The organism is Methylobacterium sp. UNCCL125 (genome assembly GCF_900116795.1).
GTDB classification, from domain to species: Bacteria; Pseudomonadota; Alphaproteobacteria; order Rhizobiales; family Beijerinckiaceae; genus Methylobacterium; species Methylobacterium fujisawaense.
Genome location: NZ_FPBW01000017.1, coordinates 19891 through 34971, shown reverse-complemented (window position 1 = coordinate 34971; position 15081 = coordinate 19891). Strand labels below are relative to the sequence as shown.

Genomic DNA, 15081 nt, shown 5'->3' with positions numbered 1-15081 from the left:
CGCCCCGACGCGCGGCCGTTCTGCATTCTGACTTTTCAGACATTTCTGAAATTGCTATATGCCGAGTCGCGCTCAGTGCCGGAGGCCCGACGTGCTCGCCAATCTCGATCCCCTGATCCTCGCCCGCATGCAGTTCGGGTTCACGGTGGCCTTCCACATCGTGTTCCCGGCCTTTTCGATCGGCCTCGCGAGCTTCCTCGCCGTGCTGGAAGGGCTTTGGCTCGCCACCGGGCGTCAGGTCTTCATGGACCTGTTCAAGTACTGGATTAAGATCTTCGCGATCGCCTTCGCCATGGGCGTCGTGTCGGGGCTGGTGATGTCCTACCAGTTTGGCACGAACTGGTCGGTCTTCTCGGACAAGACCGGCCCGGTGCTGGGCCCGATGATGGCCTACGAGGTGCTGTCGGCCTTCTTCCTGGAGGCGGGCTTCCTCGGCGTGATGCTCTTCGGCATGACGAAGGTCGGGCCGCGGCTGCACTTCGCCGCGACGCTGATGGTGGCGTTCGGGACCTTCTTCTCGGCCTTCTGGATCCTGTCGGTGAATTCCTGGATGCAGACCCCGGCGGGCTACGGCACGAACGCGGACGGCCAGTTCGTGCCGCTCGACTGGTGGGCGATCGTGTTCAACCCGTCCTTCCCGTTCCGCCTCGTGCACATGGTGCTGGCCGCCTATCTCACCACCGCCCTGGTGGTCGGCGCGGTCGGCGCGTGGCACCTCCTGCGCGACCGGTCCAATCCGGCTGCCCGGACGATGTTCTCGATGGCGATGTGGATGGCCGCGCTGGTGGCGCCGGTCCAGATCCTCGCCGGCGACGCGCACGGCCTGAACACGCTGGAGCACCAGCCCGCCAAGGTCATGGCCATGGAGGGGCACTACCAGAGCCACCCGGACGGCGCGCCGCTGATCCTGTTCGGCCTGCCCGACCAGGAGACCGGCACCGTCCGCTACGCGGTCGAGATTCCGAAGCTGTCCTCGCTGGTGCTGAAGCACGATCCGAACGCGCCCCTGACGGGGCTCGACAGCCTGCCGCGGGCGGAATGGCCGCCGGTGCCGATCGTGTTCTGGTCGTTCCGCATCATGGTCGGTCTCGGGATGCTGATGCTGCTGCTCGGCGCCCTGAGCCTCCTCGCCCGCTGGCGCGGGACGCTCTACACGTGGCCGCCGCTGCACCGCTTCGCGGTGGCGATGGGCCCGGCCGGCTTCGTGGCGGTGCTGGCCGGCTGGATCACCACCGAGGTCGGGCGCCAGCCCTACACGGTCTACGGCCTGCTGCGCACGGCGCAGTCCGCCTCGCCGCTCCACGCGCCCGCGGTGGCGGCCTCGCTCACCGCCTTTGTGGTGATCTACTTCGCGGTCTTTGCCATGGGCACCGCCTACATCCTCCGCCTGATGGCCAAGCCCCCGCATGCCGGCGAGCGCGGCATCGAGCCCGGCGTGCCGATCCGGACGGCGGGCCTCACCCCCGCCCCGGCGATCGATCCCGACCGCCATCTCCAGCCGGCCGAGTGAGGAACCCATGGCCTACAGCTTCGACCTCACGGTGGTCTGGGCGTTCGTGATCGCCTTCGCGGTCTTCGCCTACATCGTCATGGATGGCTTCGATCTCGGCATCGGCCTCCTGTTCCCCCTCCTGCGGCCCGGCGCGGAGCGGGACACCGCGATGAACTCGGTCGCCCCGGTCTGGGACGGCAACGAGACCTGGCTCGTGCTGGGCGGCGGCGGCCTGTTCGCCGTCTTCCCCCTGGCCTACGCGGTGATCCTGCCGGCGCTCTACGCGCCGATCATCGCGATGCTGCTCGGCCTGATCTTCCGCGGCGTCGCCTTCGAGTTCCGCTGGCGCGATCCCCGCCACCGCGCCGCCTGGGACGTGGCCTTCGCGGGCGGCTCGCTGGTGGCGGCCCTGGCCCAGGGCATCACGCTGGGCGCCCTCCTGCAGGGCATCACCGTCGAGGGGCGGGCCTATGCCGGCGGCTGGTGGGACTGGCTCACGCCCTTCAGCATCCTCGTCGGCGCGAGCGTGGTCGTCGCCTACGCACTGCTCGGGGCGACGTGGCTGGTGATGCGCACCGAGGGCCAGCTCCAGGCGCAGGCCCGGCGCTATGCCCTGGGCCTCACCGTGGCGACGGTCGCGGCCATCGCCCTCGTCAGTGCGGTGACGCCGTTCCTCCAGGGCCGCTACGCCGAGCGCTGGCTGGCGATGCCGAACGTGCTCGTCACCGCGCAGGTGCCGCTGCTCGTGGCGCTCGCCGCGTACGCCCTGTGGCGGGCCCTGCGCAGCGGCGCCGAGCGGGCGCCCTTCCTGATTGCCCTGGGCCTGTTCGCCCTGACCTTCCTGGGACTGGGCATCAGCATCTTCCCCGACGTCGTGCCGGGCCGGATCACAATCTGGCAGGCGGCCGCTCCCGAGGCGAGCCAGATCTTTCTCCTCGCCGGCGCCTCGGTTTTGATCCCGATCATCCTATCCTACACCGCGTACGCGTACTGGGTTTTCCGCGGCAAGGTCGACGCGCACGGATATCACTGATGGCACCCGCATCGGCACAACCCCTCTGGAAGCGCCTCGCTTGGTTCGCGGTGCTCTGGGCCTCGAGCGTCGTCGGCCTCGCCTTCGTGGCGACGCTCCTCCGGTTCTGGCTCAAGTCCTGATAAGCCGGGGGCGACCCCGTACCTTCCCCGCGTCGGACCCTCGCCGTGCAGCTGCCTCCCCTCGTCCAGACCTTCGTGCTGCACTTCGGCGAGATGGGCTCGCGCTGGGGCATCAACCGGACCGTGGGGCAGATCTACGCCCTGCTGTTCGTGGCCGAGCGGCCGTTCAACGCCGACGAGATCGTGGAACGGCTCGGCGTGTCGCGCTCCAACGTCAGCATGGGCCTGAAGGAACTGCAGGCCTGGAATCTCGTGCGCCTCCAGCACCGGCCGGGCGACCGGCGCGACTACTTCACGACGCCCGAGGACATCTGGCAGATCGTCCGGACGCTGGTCGAGGAGCGCAAGAAGCGGGAAGTCGATCCGACGCTGACCCTCCTGCGCGAGCTCCTGATGCAGGACGCCGCCACCGAGGAGGAGCGGCACGCCCAGGAGCGTCTCAAGGAGATGCATGACCTCTTTGAGCTGTTCGCGGGCTGGTACGCCGACGTGCGCCGCCTCGAAACAGAGCGCCTCGTCCAGCTCCTCACCCTCGGCGCAAAGGTCCAGAAGGTGCTCGAGATGAAGGATCGCCTGACCCGTCTGCCGGGGCGGATCGGCGGTCGGGCGCCCAAGCCGGACTGAGTCGGCCGGATGCACCGGGGCGCACGGCTTCGCCAGGTCCGATCAAGCCCGGGCGAGAGCACGCCGGTAGAGGGCGATGAGGGAAGTGCCGACATGCTCGATATGGCCGCGCAGGCAGGCCGCGGCCTCCTCAAACCTGCGCGCCTCGCACAGGTCGAGGATCTGCGCATGTTCGCTGAGGGCGCGGGTCGCGTCGTTGGAGGTCGAGATCTGCAGCCGCGTCGGCCGTTCGCAATCCTGCAGCAGTCCGGACACGATCGTCAGCGACCGCGGGCGATTGGCGTGGCGGAGCAGGTCGAGATGGAAACGGCTGTTCAGGTCGCCCCATCGGAGGACCTCGCCCGTCTCCAGCGCCGCGCCGTACTCCTGCGCGAGCGCGTCGAGATCCCGGATCTCGTCGTGCGACAGGTGAGGGGCCGATAGCAGCAGCAATTGCGGCTCCAGCTGGACGCGCAGCTGGAAGATGTCCTCGACCTCTTGCAGCGACAGGCCCGTCACGACCGCACCCCGATGCGGCATGATCTTCACGAGATTACTGGCTTCCAGCTGGAGCAAAGCTTCGCGGATCGGGATCCGGCTGATCCCGAATTCCTCAGCCAGGGCATCCTGGCGAAGCTGCACCCCGGGCGGCAGGTCCCCGTTCAGGATCTGCTGACGCAACGAGTCCGCGACGGCCGCGGACACGGTCTTGTGCCGCAGCCGATCTGGCGCCGGTCGTCCGGGGACCGCAGGGGACATCAACGCCTCGCCGAATGTATACATTTATGCAGGACACCGTCATGCCGCGGAAACGCTCGCATGTCCAATGCCAGATTGTCCTGAGCGAACTTGAGGTTGCAAATTTGCGGGCCCCTGCGGTTTGGTTGTACGTCTCGGCCCCCGCCCGCGAGGTCATTCCGCCGGCAGGGACATCATGCGACTCGCCTGCTGATCGCCGATAACGCACGCAGACGTGGACGGCACTGATCCAGATTGCGAAAACCAGGACCGAAACCGGGTGGGGCACGGCCCCGTCGCGCGGCCTATCGTTCTGGCGGATCGCGCCGGTGGTGCGGATCGGCCCAAGGCGACTGGGCGAGGGTCTGCCCCAGGTATGCGATCAGCGCCGTCACCCGCGCAGGCCTCGGATCGCCGGGGGGCATGACGAGATGCAGCGCGATCGGGGGCGGCGACCAAGCGGGCAGGACCCGTTCGAGGCGCCCGGCCTCGAGATCCTCCCAGATCATGAAGTCCGGTTGCAGGGCGAGGCCGAGACCGGCCCGAAGCGCCGGTGTCAGGGCCTCGGCATTGTTCGCCCGAAGCTGGCCCGCGGGCACCACGACGGCCTCGGTCCCGGCTCCGTCCACGAATCGCCAGCGATCGGGCGTCGGCAGGTAGGCGTAGCCGAGGCAGGTGTGATGGACGAGATCGTCCGGATGTTCGGGCCTGCCGTGCCGGTCGAGATAGGCGGGCGTGGCCACCAGCGAGCGGCGGATCCCGCAGAGCCGGCGCGCCCGCAGCGATGAGTCGGGCAGGGCGGCGATGCGCAGCCCGGCATCGAATCCGCCCCCGACCAAGTCGACGACCGCGTCGGACAGGTGCAGGTCGACCGAAACGGATGGGTATTGCTGCAGGAAGGTCGGCAGAATCGGCGCCACGTGCATCACCCCGAAGGTCATCGGCGCGGCGAGGCGCACGAGGCCCCGCGGCTCTGTGGCGCTCGCCGTCGCGAGGGCCTCGGCGGCCTCACCTTCGGCCAGGATGCGTGCGGCGCTGTCCTTGGCGCCTTGCCCAGCCGCCGTGAGGGCGAGTTTCCGGGACGTGCGGTTGAACAGACGGGCACCGATCCGGACCTCGAGCCGGCTCACAGCCTTCGAGACCGTGGCCTTCGACAGGCCGAGCTCCGTGGCAGCCCGACCGAAGGAGCCGGTCTCCACCACCTTGGCGAACACCGCCCAGGCCTCGAAATCAGGCAATCGCATCGGTCAATTCCAGAAACGATAGGTTTCCATCGTTTCTATTTTCGCGAGACATGGCAAGGGGCACATTCCCGTCATCGAAACACGCCGCCCTCCGCGGTGGCCTGTCGGGAGACATCGCCATGGTTCAGACCGGCCTCCATCATGTCACGGCCTTCTCCGGCCCGGCCCTCCGCAACCTCGACTTCCACACCCGCGTCCTCGGGCTGCGTCTGGTTAAGAAGACCGTCAACTTCGACGATCCGGGCACCTATCATCTGTATTACGGCGATGCGACCGGGCGCCCGGGCACGATCCTGACCTTCTTCCCCATCGAGCACGCCGCGCCGGGCCGCGTCGGGATCGGCGAGACCCAGGAGACCGCCTTCCGGGTTCCCCGCGCCTCCATCGGCTGGTGGACCCATCGCTTCATCGAGAAGGGCGTCGCCCACGAGCCGCTCGTTCAGGTCTTCGGCGCGCCGACCCTGCGATTCCGCGATCCGGACGGCATGATGCTCGCCCTGGTGGGCGTCGATGTCGGCGATGCGGAGGGCTGGGCGTCGAGCGAGGTACCGGCCGAGCACGCGATCCGCGGCCTCCACGGGGTGACGCTGCTCCTCGACAGGGCCGAGCCCACGGCCGCGATCCTCACGGAGGTGCTCGGCCTGCAGGAGGTCGGCCGCGAGGGCAGCCTGATCCGCTTCGCGGGCAGCGCCGAACTCGGCGGGCTCGTCACCCTGCGGGCGGTGGGCGGCTTCCTCCCCGGACGGCCGGGGGCGGGCTCGGTCCACCACATCGCATTCCGGGCGGCGGACGACGCCGCGCAGGCTGCGATGGGGCAGGCGCTCGCGGCGCGGGGCCTGCACGTCACGGAGCAGCGCGACCGGCAGTACTTCCGCTCGGTCTACTTCCGCGAGCCCGGCGGCGTGCTGTTCGAGATCGCCACGGACGCGCCCGGCTTCGCGGTGGACGAGCCGATCGAGGCCCTCGGCCAGGCGCTCAAGCTCCCCGCCGGCCTGGAGCCGCACCGGGCCGAGATCGAGGCCGTCCTGCCCAAGGTCGCCTGAGCCGCGACACCATCATGCCCGCCCCGCATCCGTGCGGGGCGGGACCGCGCCCCATCAGCCGTGAGGCCATCATGACCCAGGATACCACCGGCTTCATCCACCGCTTCGAGCCCGGTCCCGACACCACGCGTCCCCTGATGCTCCTGCACGGGACCGGCGGCGACGAGAACGACCTCCTCCCCCTCGGCCGCATGGTCGCGCCGGAGGCCGCCCTGCTCGCGCCGCGCGGCGGCGTCAGCGAGAACGGCATGCCGCGCTTCTTCCGGCGCCTGGCCGAAGGGGTCTTCGACGAGGCGGATCTCCGTCGGCGCACCGGCGACCTCGCCGCCTTCGTGGCGGCGTCCCGGGCACGGTACGGCCTCGGGGCCCCCCTGGCTTTGGGATTCTCGAACGGCGCCAACATCGCCGCCTCGCTGCTGATGCTCCGGCCGGAGACCCTGACGGGTGCCGTGCTGATCCGCCCGATGGTGCCGTTCGCCGAGCCCCCGGCCGCGGACCTCGCGGGCCGGCCGGTCCTGATCCTCTCCGGGGCGATGGACCCGATCGTACCCGTCGAGAATGCAAGGCGCCTCGCGCAGCAGCTTTCCGCCTCCGGGGCGCGCGTGGAGCATAGGATCCTGCCGGCCGGCCACGGCCTGTCGCAGGCCGATGTCAGTCAGGCCCTCGCATGGCTTCGCAGCCTCCCAGGCCCCGAAGCGGCCTGATTCCGCAACTGACGACAGGATGGAGCGATTGACGATGTCCCCGATTTCCTCTCCCGGCGCGACCGCCCTGCTGCCGGTGGCCGGCCGGGTCCTGATGAGCGCGATCTTTCTCGTGAGCGGCGCCGGCAAGCTCGCCGCCCCCGCCGCGACGCTCGCCACCATCGAGGCCGCCCATCTGCCGCTGCCGCCTCTCGCCTACGCGGCGGCGACAAGCGTGGAGGTCGTCGGCGGGCTGCTGCTCATCGCCGGCTACCGCACCCGGCTCGTCGCCCTGATCCTCGCGCTCTTCGCGGTCGCCACCGCGGTGACCTTCCACGCGGCCCTCGGCGACCAGAACCAGATGTTCCACTTCCTGAAGAACCTCGCCATGGCCGGCGGCTTGCTCCAGGTCGCGGCCTTCGGGGCCGGTCCGTTCAGCCTCGACGCGCGGCAGGGCCGGGCCTGACCCGTCCTTCGACTGTTGCGACTATCGGGAGACCACCATGCCCTACTTCACCACGCAGGACGGCACGCAGATCTACTTCAAGGATTGGGGCACCGGGCAGCCGGTGGTCTTCAGCCACGGCTGGCCGCTCAACGGCGACGCCTGGGAGGACCAGATGCTGTTCCTCGGGCAGCACGGGTTCCGGGTCATCGCCCATGACCGCCGGGGGCACGGTCGCTCCGAGCAGCCCTGGTCCGGCAACGACATGGACACCTATGCGGACGATCTCGCCGGGCTGATCGCCCATCTCGACCTGCGCGACGCGGTGCTGGTCGGCCACTCCACCGGTGGCGGCGAGGTCGCCCGCACCATCGGGCGGCACGGCACGGCGCGCATCGCCAAGGCGGTGCTGGTCGGGGCCGTGACGCCCCAGATGGTCCGGACCCCCGCGAATCCGGGCGGCCAGCCCAGGGAGGTGTTCGACGGCATCCGCGACTCGGTCCTCCGCGACCGGTCCCAGTTCTTCAAGGACCTGAGCGGCCCCTTCTACGGCGCCAACCGACCGGGCGCCGCTGTCAGCGATGGCCTGCGGGACACGTTCTGGATGCAGGGCATGATGGCCGGCCTGCGGAACGTGCACGCCTGCGTGGCGGCCTTCTCGGAGACCGACTTCACCGCGGACCTGAAGCGCATCGACGTGCCGACCCTGTTCGTGCACGGCGACGACGACCAGATCGTGCCGATCGACGCCGCGGCGCGCGCCGCCGTCAAGCTCGTGCCGAACGCCGTGCTGAAGGAGTATCCGGGCGCCCCGCACGGGCTGGCCGCCACCCACAAGGACCGGCTCAGCGCAGACCTGCTCGCCTTCATCCAAGGTTGAGGAGACCGGCGGCCTTTCCCGCGCGGGTCCGGGCTCCTAAAGCCTGCGACGGGCCGCACGCCGCGGTCCGTCAGACCCGAACCTCCGCGTGGATCCTCGCATGCCGACCTCCGACGCACCCCTCGCCCTCGGGATCATCGGCGCGGGCATCATGGGCGAGCGCCTGCTCGGCGCGATCCACGGGGCGGCGGATTCGCCCGTGCGGGTCGCGGCGATCTGGGATCCGGCTCAGGAGGCCCTGGCCCGGATCGGCGCGGCCTTCCCGGCGGTGCCGCGCGTGGCCGACGCCGCCGCGGTCGTGGCGGCCAGCGACTGCGTCTACGTCGCCTCGCCGCCCGCCTCGCATCTCGGCTATGCCCGCGCCGCCCTGGCCGCCGGCCGGAGCGTCTTTTGCGAGAAGCCGCTCGCCATCGATCTGGCCGATGCCCGCGCCTTCGTGGCGGACACCACGGGTGCCGGCGCGGTCAATTTCCCGTTCGCCTCGTCGCCGGGCGTGGCGACGATCGAGCGCTGGATCGAAGCGGGCGCGGTCGGCACGCCCCGGGCGCTCACCATCGCGGTGGCATTCGCTCGCTGGCCGCGCCCTTGGCAGGCCGACGCCGCGCACTGGCTCGACGCCCGGGCGGAGGGCGGCTTCACCCGCGAGGTGGTCTCGCATTTCCTGTTCCTGGCCCGCCGCCAGCTCGGCCCGCTCCAGGGTCTCGCCGGACGGATCGCCTTCCCGGAGCCGGGCCGGTCCGAGCGCGCGATCGACGTGACGCTCACCGCGGGTGGGATTCCCGTCACCCTGACCGGCCGGGTCGGGGGCGTCGAGGCCGACGACCACAACACGTGGACGCTGGAGGGCGATGCGGGCGCCGTCCGGCTGCGCGACTGGGCCATCGCGGAGCGTCGGGGCGCCGACGGGCGCTTCGAGCCGGAGCCGGACGCGATCCCCAACGAGCGGCTGCGGCCGATCACCCTCCGGCGACAGCTCGAGGGCGTCGTCCGGATGGCCCGCGGCGAACCCCACCCCCTCGCCACCTTCGCGGAGGCGCTCGCCGTGCAGGAGGTCGTAGAGGGTATTCTGGCCTTGTGAGGGCCGGGCGCGGGCCACGCCCGAAGAACGAACCCGCCGAGGCTCCGCCGTCTTCGAGCGGAGGGCGGCCATTCAGGCCGCGGGACGCGAGTTGGCCTCCCGCTACCCTGGATCGCTGCGCTCGCGATGACGGAGCGGACCGGGACCGAGCGACCCGGACCGTGAGGCGTTCAGCTTCCCAGCAGGTCGACCAGGAACGGGATCAGCGGCGCGTCGGCGGGCGGCATGGCGAGATCGCGCAGCGCCTTCGGCCGGACCCATTTGAGCGCCTGTCCCTCCATCGGGCGCGGCGTGCCGGTCCAGCGCCGGCAGACGTAGAGCGGCATCAAAAGGTGGAAGTCCGGATAGGCATGGCTGGCAAAGGTCAGCGGCGCGAGACACGGCTCCTCGACCCGGATGCCGAGTTCCTCGGCGAGCTCCCGGATCAGGGTCTGCTCGGGGCGCTCGCCGGGCTCGACCTTGCCGCCGGGGAACTCCCACAGGCCGGCGAGCTGCTTGCCCGCCGGACGCTCGCTCACCAGCACCCGGCCGTCGACGTCGACGAGGGCCACGGCGACCACCAGGAGCAGGCGCAGCGCGCCGCCTTCGAGCCCACTCATTGCGCCACCGCGAAAGCGGCCGTGACCTCTGAGGACATCTGTATCGTGCCCGCCTCGATCGGCACCCGTCGCCCTTTGGCAGCCATCGGTGCCGCGCGGGCCATCTCCAGCGCCGGGCGGTACGGTGTCCCGACCGTGGTGGTCAGCGTGCAAAGCGCGCCGAGCTTGGCCCCGACCGCCTCGGCGAGCGCCTCGGCCCGGCTCCGGGCGTCCCGGGTCGCCGCGACCTGAAGGGCTGCTTCGCTCTTGTCCGGGTCGCGCAGTCCGAAGCTCACGCCGTCGATGCGGTTCGCCCCGGATTCCAGTGCTTGCCGGAGAAGGTCGCCGAGGCGGTCCATATCGGCGAGGCGGACCGTGACGAGGTTGCTGGCGCGGTAGCCGTCGGGCTCCTCGGTCACGGCGCCTCCGGGCCGGGCGACGGTGCGGGTCGCCGTCTGTAGGGTGACGGCGGCCGTACCGATATCGGCCGGCGGGACCCCGAGGGCACGGGCCTGCGCCGAGACGCCGGACACCGCCTTCGAGGCCGCGTCGAGGGTGGCTGCCGCGGTCGCGGCGCGCGCCTCAATGCCGACGGTCACCTCGGCGAAGTCCGGTGCCCGCGTCTCCGCCGCGCGTCCGACGACGCTGATATGCCGCTTGCACGCCGCGTCGTCGGCCTGAACCGGGGCCGCCAGGACCGTGACCAGCAGGGCGCCGGACAGGATGGCCCTCACGAGCGGTAATCCCCGTTGATCTCGACATAGGCCTTGGTCAGGTCGCAGGTCCAGACGCGGGCATGGCCGTCGCCCAGGCCGAGATCGACCCGGATCTCGATCTCCGGTTCGCGCATCACGGCGCTGGCAGCCGCTTCGCTGTAATCGGGGTCGCGGGCGCCCTGGACGGCCACCCGGACGTCGCCGAACCAGATCGCGAGCCGGTCGCGGTCGGCGGGCTCGCCGGCCTTGCCCACGGCCATCACGACGCGGCCCCAATTGGCATCCTCGCCGGCCACCGCGGTCTTCACCAGCGGCGAGTTGGCGATCGACATCGCGATGCGGTGCGCGGAGGCGTCGCTCTCGGCGCCGGTGACCCGCACGGTGACGAACTTGCGCGCGCCCTCACCATCCTTGGCGACGAGCTGGGCCAGCTCGATCAGCAGGCCGTCGAGCGCCTCCCGGAAGCCGGCGAGACGCGGGTCGGCGGGATCCGTGATCGCCGGATGGCCGGCCCTCGCGGTGGCGAACAGCATCAGCGTGTCGGAGGTGGACGTGTCGCCGTCCACCGTCACGCAGTTGAAGCTCGTCTTCGTCCCGGCCGAGAGGAGCGCCTGCAGCACGTCCTGCGGCAGGGCCGCGTCGGTGAAGACGAAGGACAGCATCGTCGCCATGTCGGGGGCGATCATGCCGGCGCCCTTGGCGATCCCGTTGATGGTCACGCGCACGCCGGCGATCTCGGCCGTGCGGGTGGCGAGCTTCGGGAAGGTGTCGGTGGTCATGATCGCGCGGGCCGCCGCATTCCAGGCGGCCGGTCCATCCTCGGCCCGGGCCGCGCACTCCGCGAGCACGCCCTCGAACCGCTCCGCCGGAAGCGGCTCGCCGATCACGCCGGTCGAAGCCACGTACACCTCCCCCGTGCGGCAGCCCGCCGCCTGCGCGGCGATCTCGACGGTGCGCGCCACCGCGTCGCGTCCGAGCCGGCCCGTGAAGGCGTTGGCATTGCCCGAATTGACCACCAGCGCCCGCGCGGATCCGTCGGCCAGGGCGTCGCGACACCAATCCACCGGTGCCGAGGGACATTTCGACCGGGTGAACACCCCCGCGGCCCGGGTGCCGGATTCCAGCGCGACGTACAGCACGTCGGTTCGGCCGCTGTAGCGGATCCCCGCCTGAGCGGTGGCGATGCGCACGCCCGGCAAGGGGGGCAGCTCGGGCATCGCGGTGGGCGCCAGCGGGGAGACGGGAGGGGCTTTCGCGGATGACATCGGCTCAGGCTCCGGCACGCGCGGCTCAGGTTCCGCGGCGGCCCGGTGTTGCCCGCGCGACCCCTGCGGCGTCAACCGTGTGCTCAGCCTATGGCCACGCTTCGAGCTGCTTCGGTTTTGTGCACCGACGGCGCCGAATACGGCGGTATCACGGCGTCGGGCTTGCGTGTGGATTGCATCCCAGCCTAGCATGCTGCATCGCAAAGTCAGCGCGAGGTCGAGTGCGGAATGCCCCCAGCCGACGTCGAGACTGCCTCGGGCAGCCTTCCCCAGGGGAGCTGCTATCGAATCCAGGTTCTGGTGGTCGGCTGCCACAAGCGCTGGCGCGACGAGGTCTCCGCGCAAGTCCGGATGCTGGGTTATCAGGTCACCGCCTGCGATCGCGGCGTCGATGCCATGACGGTGCTGGCCCTCGGCCTCCCCGTGGATGTGATCGTGGTGGATACCGCGCTCCAGGGGGGATTGTGCTGCGCGCAGCTCGCCGTCGAGGCGCGGGCCCTGCGCCCGGCCCTGCGCATCATCCTCGCCAGCGACCCGGTGGACGCGATGGAGCCGGAGGCGTCGGCCCGCGTGCCCGACGCGCTGCGCGTCCCGCGCGACCAGCTTCAGAACGGCATGGTCGCCACGATGATGCGCGAGGCGCTGGCGAACCGCGCGGCCTGAGGTCCGGCGCGACGGCCTGAGGGGCCTCGCGAGGCGTCGAGCGAATCGCGGCCGACGCGACTCACGACGTCGCCGCGCCTCCGTACCGGTTCGGGACTGTTGCAATCGGGACGGCCCGCTCGATGTCAGCAACGCAGGCCGGGCCGCACGGCAATCCAAATGCAGCGGCCGCGTGATCCGGTGAAAGAGGGATCGGCGCGCAGTTTTAGCGCGGCTCAGCAGCGGACACGCGCAAGGCGAATCTTTCGGTCGGCCCAGGACGCGTTGTCAGAACTGGTCCATCGCGACGAGAACGCCCCGATTGCCGTTTGCGCGTGCCGACCTGCGTCTGCGGCTGACTTGCCTGGCCTGAATATCAAATATATCTCGAGACATTGCCGCCAAATATCTATAGTACAAGTTGAAATTGATCGCGTGACACGATGTTGTCATGATTGAGGCGTCTATCGTTCGGCCGAGAACTTGGCCTGTTCTGTGGAAGATGCGCCTGTGAGAACTGGGATACGCTCTCGCCTCTACGCGGGATTTGCGATGCTCGTCATGATCACGGGTATCATCGGTGCATTCGCGATCTACCAGCAAGGAGTGATCAGCGAAGACCACGCGCTCCGGGAGCGGGTGGAGCGGGGTGCGCAATCGGTCCTGATGATCGACGGTCACGCCGCACGCCTCATCGGAACCGCCGAACGGTACCGGATCCAGCCGGATCCCGATCTGATCGTCGCGATGGAGCAGGCCCGGCGGGCGATCGAGCAGACCTGCGACAAGTACTTCTCGCTGGCCATGACCGACGGCGGGCGGAAGCTGTACGACGACGTGCGGGAGGCCGCCCGCGCGATGAAGCCGGAGCTGGAGCGCCTCGCGGCCTCGGGCGCGACCCTGCGTGAAGCCAGGGCGAAACTCTACGAGACCGGCAATACACTCACCGTTCTTCTCGGAAACCTGCTCGCGGACGTGCGCGCCCGAGGCGGCGAGGCAATGCTGGCGCGGATCGAGCACATCGAGAATGCCGTCCTGCGGTCCCGCATCGCATCGGCCCGCTTCGTGATCGGCCTGGATCCGCAGGACCGCAGCACCTTCGAGCAGCGGGTCGAGCAGGCTCTTGCGGCCCTGGATGCGTTCAAGGACACGCAGGGCGGCGCGGTCTTCGCGCAGCAGGTCAAGGCCGTTCGCGACGCGCTGGTCGCCGCCGCGACCGGCTTCCGTGCGTACGATCAGGCGGTGGCTTCGGCAAAGGCGACGTTCGAAACCGGGATCAAGCCCCACACCGACGCGATCGAACGGCTCGGCATCGCGCTGCGCGACCGGATCGTGGCCGCCGGCGAGAGGATTTCCCGGGAGACCGCGTCGGCCGCGTCACGGGCCCGCTACATCCTGATCGGCCTCGTCGGCGCGGCCCTGCTCCTCGGGGGCGTCCTGGCCTTCATGCTGGCCCGCAGCATCATCCGGCCGATCGCCGGCATGACGGAGGCGATGACGCGGCTGGCCGGCGGCGACCTTCAGGTCGTGGTGCCGTACCGCGACGCGGCCGACGAGATGGGCGCGATGGCCAAGGCCGTCGACATCTTCCGGCAGAACGCGGTCGCCCGAGCGGAACTTGAGGCGGCGCAGGCCGCCGAACGGGAGGCTCGCCTGCGCCGGGCCGAGCGGGTCGAGCAGCGCGTCCAAGCCTTCCAGGCGAAGATCGCCGCCTCGCTCGCCATCGTCACGGCGGCGACCAGCGAACTCGACGCGACCGCGCAGGCGATGACCCGGGTGGCCGACAACACCAACAGTCAGGCGGTGACATCGAGCTCGGCCGCCGCGCAGACCTCGGCCAATGTCCAGACCGTCGCGGCGGCCGCCGAGGAGATGGTCTCCTCGCTTCAGGAGATCGAGCGGCAGGTCGTGCGCTCCAACGAGGTGGCCGGTCACGCCGCCCACGAGGCCGAGGCGACCAACGCCGCCATGGCGAGCCTGCGCGCCGCCGCCGAGCAGATCGGCGCTGCCGTGATCATGATCTCCGGCATCGCGAACCAGACCAACCTGCTGGCCCTCAACGCCACCATCGAGGCGGCGCGGGCCGGCGAGGCGGGGCGCGGCTTCGCCGTCGTGGCCTCCGAAGTGAAGGAGCTCGCTTCGCAGACGGCGCGGGCCACCGAGGAGATCGGCGGCCAGATCGCCGCGATCCAGGCGGCCTCGGGGCAGGCCGCGGAGGCGATGGCCCAGATCGGCCGCACGATCGCCGCCGTGAACGAGATCAGCGGCGCCATCGCCGCGACGGTGGTGCAGCAGACGGCCGCCACGAGCGAGATCTCGCGCAATGCCGGTGAAGCGGCGCGGGGCACGGAGAATGTGTCGGCCAATGTCACGCGCGTGCTGGCCGCCGCCCGCGAGACCGGCAGCGCAGCCGCGCAGGTCCAGAGCGCTGCGTCCGAGCTTGCCACCCAGTCATTGACGGTCAAGCGCGAGGTCGACAGCTTCCTCGACGACATTCAGGCGGCGTGAAGGCCAGGGCG

The 15081-nt window shown here is 70.4% G+C and carries 16 protein-coding genes; 11 read left to right on the top strand and 5 right to left on the bottom strand.

Annotated features, from left to right (window positions below):
* The first annotated feature begins 91 nt into the window (after positions 1 to 91).
* Genes BM396_RS18015 through BM396_RS18000 form a run of 4 tightly spaced genes read left to right on the top strand, consistent with a single transcriptional unit; the run spans position 92 to position 3271 of the window.
* Positions 92 to 1510: a cytochrome ubiquinol oxidase subunit I gene (locus BM396_RS18015; protein ID WP_043388980.1), complete on the top strand. Its 1419-nt coding sequence runs from the start codon at positions 92 to 94 to the stop codon at positions 1508 to 1510.
* 7 nt (positions 1511 to 1517) lie between these two features.
* Complete coding sequence (cydB, locus tag BM396_RS18010; protein ID WP_043388977.1) at positions 1518 to 2525, top strand: cytochrome d ubiquinol oxidase subunit II; 1008 nt, start codon at positions 1518 to 1520, stop codon at positions 2523 to 2525.
* Positions 2525 to 2647, top strand: coding sequence for a DUF2474 family protein (locus BM396_RS18005; protein ID WP_043346965.1), 123 nt, complete (start codon positions 2525 to 2527; stop codon positions 2645 to 2647). The genes cydB and BM396_RS18005 overlap by 1 nt, the downstream gene beginning before the upstream one ends.
* A gap of 45 nt (positions 2648 to 2692) precedes the next feature.
* The gene (locus tag BM396_RS18000) at positions 2693 to 3271 is read left to right on the top strand and encodes a GbsR/MarR family transcriptional regulator (RefSeq protein ID WP_043388973.1); all 579 of its coding nucleotides are present in this window, start codon (positions 2693 to 2695) and stop codon (positions 3269 to 3271) included.
* Between the two features lie 42 nt (positions 3272 to 3313).
* Here the strand turns inward: BM396_RS18000 and BM396_RS17995 are convergent, their stop codons facing one another.
* Positions 3314 to 4009, bottom strand: a complete 696-nt coding sequence (locus BM396_RS17995; RefSeq protein WP_043346988.1) for a GntR family transcriptional regulator — start codon at positions 4007 to 4009, stop codon at positions 3314 to 3316.
* Positions 4010 to 4293: 284 nt separating this feature from the next.
* Positions 4294 to 5232 carry a LysR family transcriptional regulator gene (locus BM396_RS17990; protein ID WP_043388969.1) on the bottom strand — a complete coding sequence of 313 codons (939 nt, stop codon included), beginning with the start codon at positions 5230 to 5232 and terminating at the stop codon, positions 4294 to 4296.
* Between the two features lie 119 nt (positions 5233 to 5351).
* Here BM396_RS17990 and BM396_RS17985 point away from each other — a divergent pair, with 119 nt between their 5' ends.
* The 5 genes from BM396_RS17985 to BM396_RS17965 all read left to right on the top strand — a co-directional run bounded on the left by BM396_RS17985 (position 5352) and on the right by BM396_RS17965 (position 9361).
* The gene (locus BM396_RS17985) at positions 5352 to 6275 is read left to right on the top strand and encodes a ring-cleaving dioxygenase (protein WP_043388967.1); all 924 of its coding nucleotides are present in this window, start codon (positions 5352 to 5354) and stop codon (positions 6273 to 6275) included.
* A 71-nt stretch (positions 6276 to 6346) separates the two neighbouring features.
* Positions 6347 to 6979 carry an alpha/beta hydrolase gene (locus BM396_RS17980; RefSeq protein WP_043388965.1) on the top strand — a complete coding sequence of 211 codons (633 nt, stop codon included), beginning with the start codon at positions 6347 to 6349 and terminating at the stop codon, positions 6977 to 6979.
* Positions 6980 to 7013: 34 nt separating this feature from the next.
* Positions 7014 to 7424 carry a DoxX family protein gene (locus BM396_RS17975; RefSeq protein ID WP_043388964.1) on the top strand — a complete coding sequence of 137 codons (411 nt, stop codon included), beginning with the start codon at positions 7014 to 7016 and terminating at the stop codon, positions 7422 to 7424.
* Positions 7425 to 7461: 37 nt separating this feature from the next.
* The gene (locus BM396_RS17970) at positions 7462 to 8283 is read left to right on the top strand and encodes an alpha/beta fold hydrolase (RefSeq protein WP_043346975.1); all 822 of its coding nucleotides are present in this window, start codon (positions 7462 to 7464) and stop codon (positions 8281 to 8283) included.
* Positions 8284 to 8383: 100 nt separating this feature from the next.
* A complete protein-coding gene (locus BM396_RS17965; RefSeq protein ID WP_043388961.1) occupies positions 8384 to 9361 on the top strand; it encodes a Gfo/Idh/MocA family protein in 978 nt (325 codons plus the stop codon).
* 170 nt (positions 9362 to 9531) lie between these two features.
* On the opposite strand, the gene BM396_RS17960 is transcribed toward BM396_RS17965, so the two are convergent.
* From BM396_RS17960 to argJ, 3 genes are read right to left on the bottom strand one after another with little or no spacing between them, the layout of a single operon-like run.
* A complete protein-coding gene (locus BM396_RS17960; protein ID WP_043346979.1) occupies positions 9532 to 9960 on the bottom strand; it encodes a (deoxy)nucleoside triphosphate pyrophosphohydrolase in 429 nt (142 codons plus the stop codon).
* Positions 9957 to 10673 carry an SIMPL domain-containing protein gene (locus BM396_RS17955; protein WP_043388958.1) on the bottom strand — a complete coding sequence of 239 codons (717 nt, stop codon included), beginning with the start codon at positions 10671 to 10673 and terminating at the stop codon, positions 9957 to 9959. The genes BM396_RS17960 and BM396_RS17955 overlap by 4 nt, the downstream gene beginning before the upstream one ends.
* Positions 10670 to 11920: a bifunctional glutamate N-acetyltransferase/amino-acid acetyltransferase ArgJ gene (argJ, locus tag BM396_RS17950; RefSeq protein WP_043388955.1), complete on the bottom strand. Its 1251-nt coding sequence runs from the start codon at positions 11918 to 11920 to the stop codon at positions 10670 to 10672. Before argJ ends, BM396_RS17955 begins: the two co-directional genes overlap by 4 nt.
* 228 nt (positions 11921 to 12148) lie before the next feature.
* On the opposite strand from argJ, the gene BM396_RS17945 reads away from it, so the two are divergent.
* Positions 12149 to 12583, top strand: a complete 435-nt coding sequence (locus BM396_RS17945) for a response regulator (RefSeq protein WP_043346983.1) — start codon at positions 12149 to 12151, stop codon at positions 12581 to 12583.
* Positions 12584 to 13123: 540 nt separating this feature from the next.
* The gene (locus tag BM396_RS17940) at positions 13124 to 15070 is read left to right on the top strand and encodes a methyl-accepting chemotaxis protein (RefSeq protein ID WP_081948919.1); all 1947 of its coding nucleotides are present in this window, start codon (positions 13124 to 13126) and stop codon (positions 15068 to 15070) included.
* Positions 15071 to 15081: the final 11 nt, after the last annotated feature.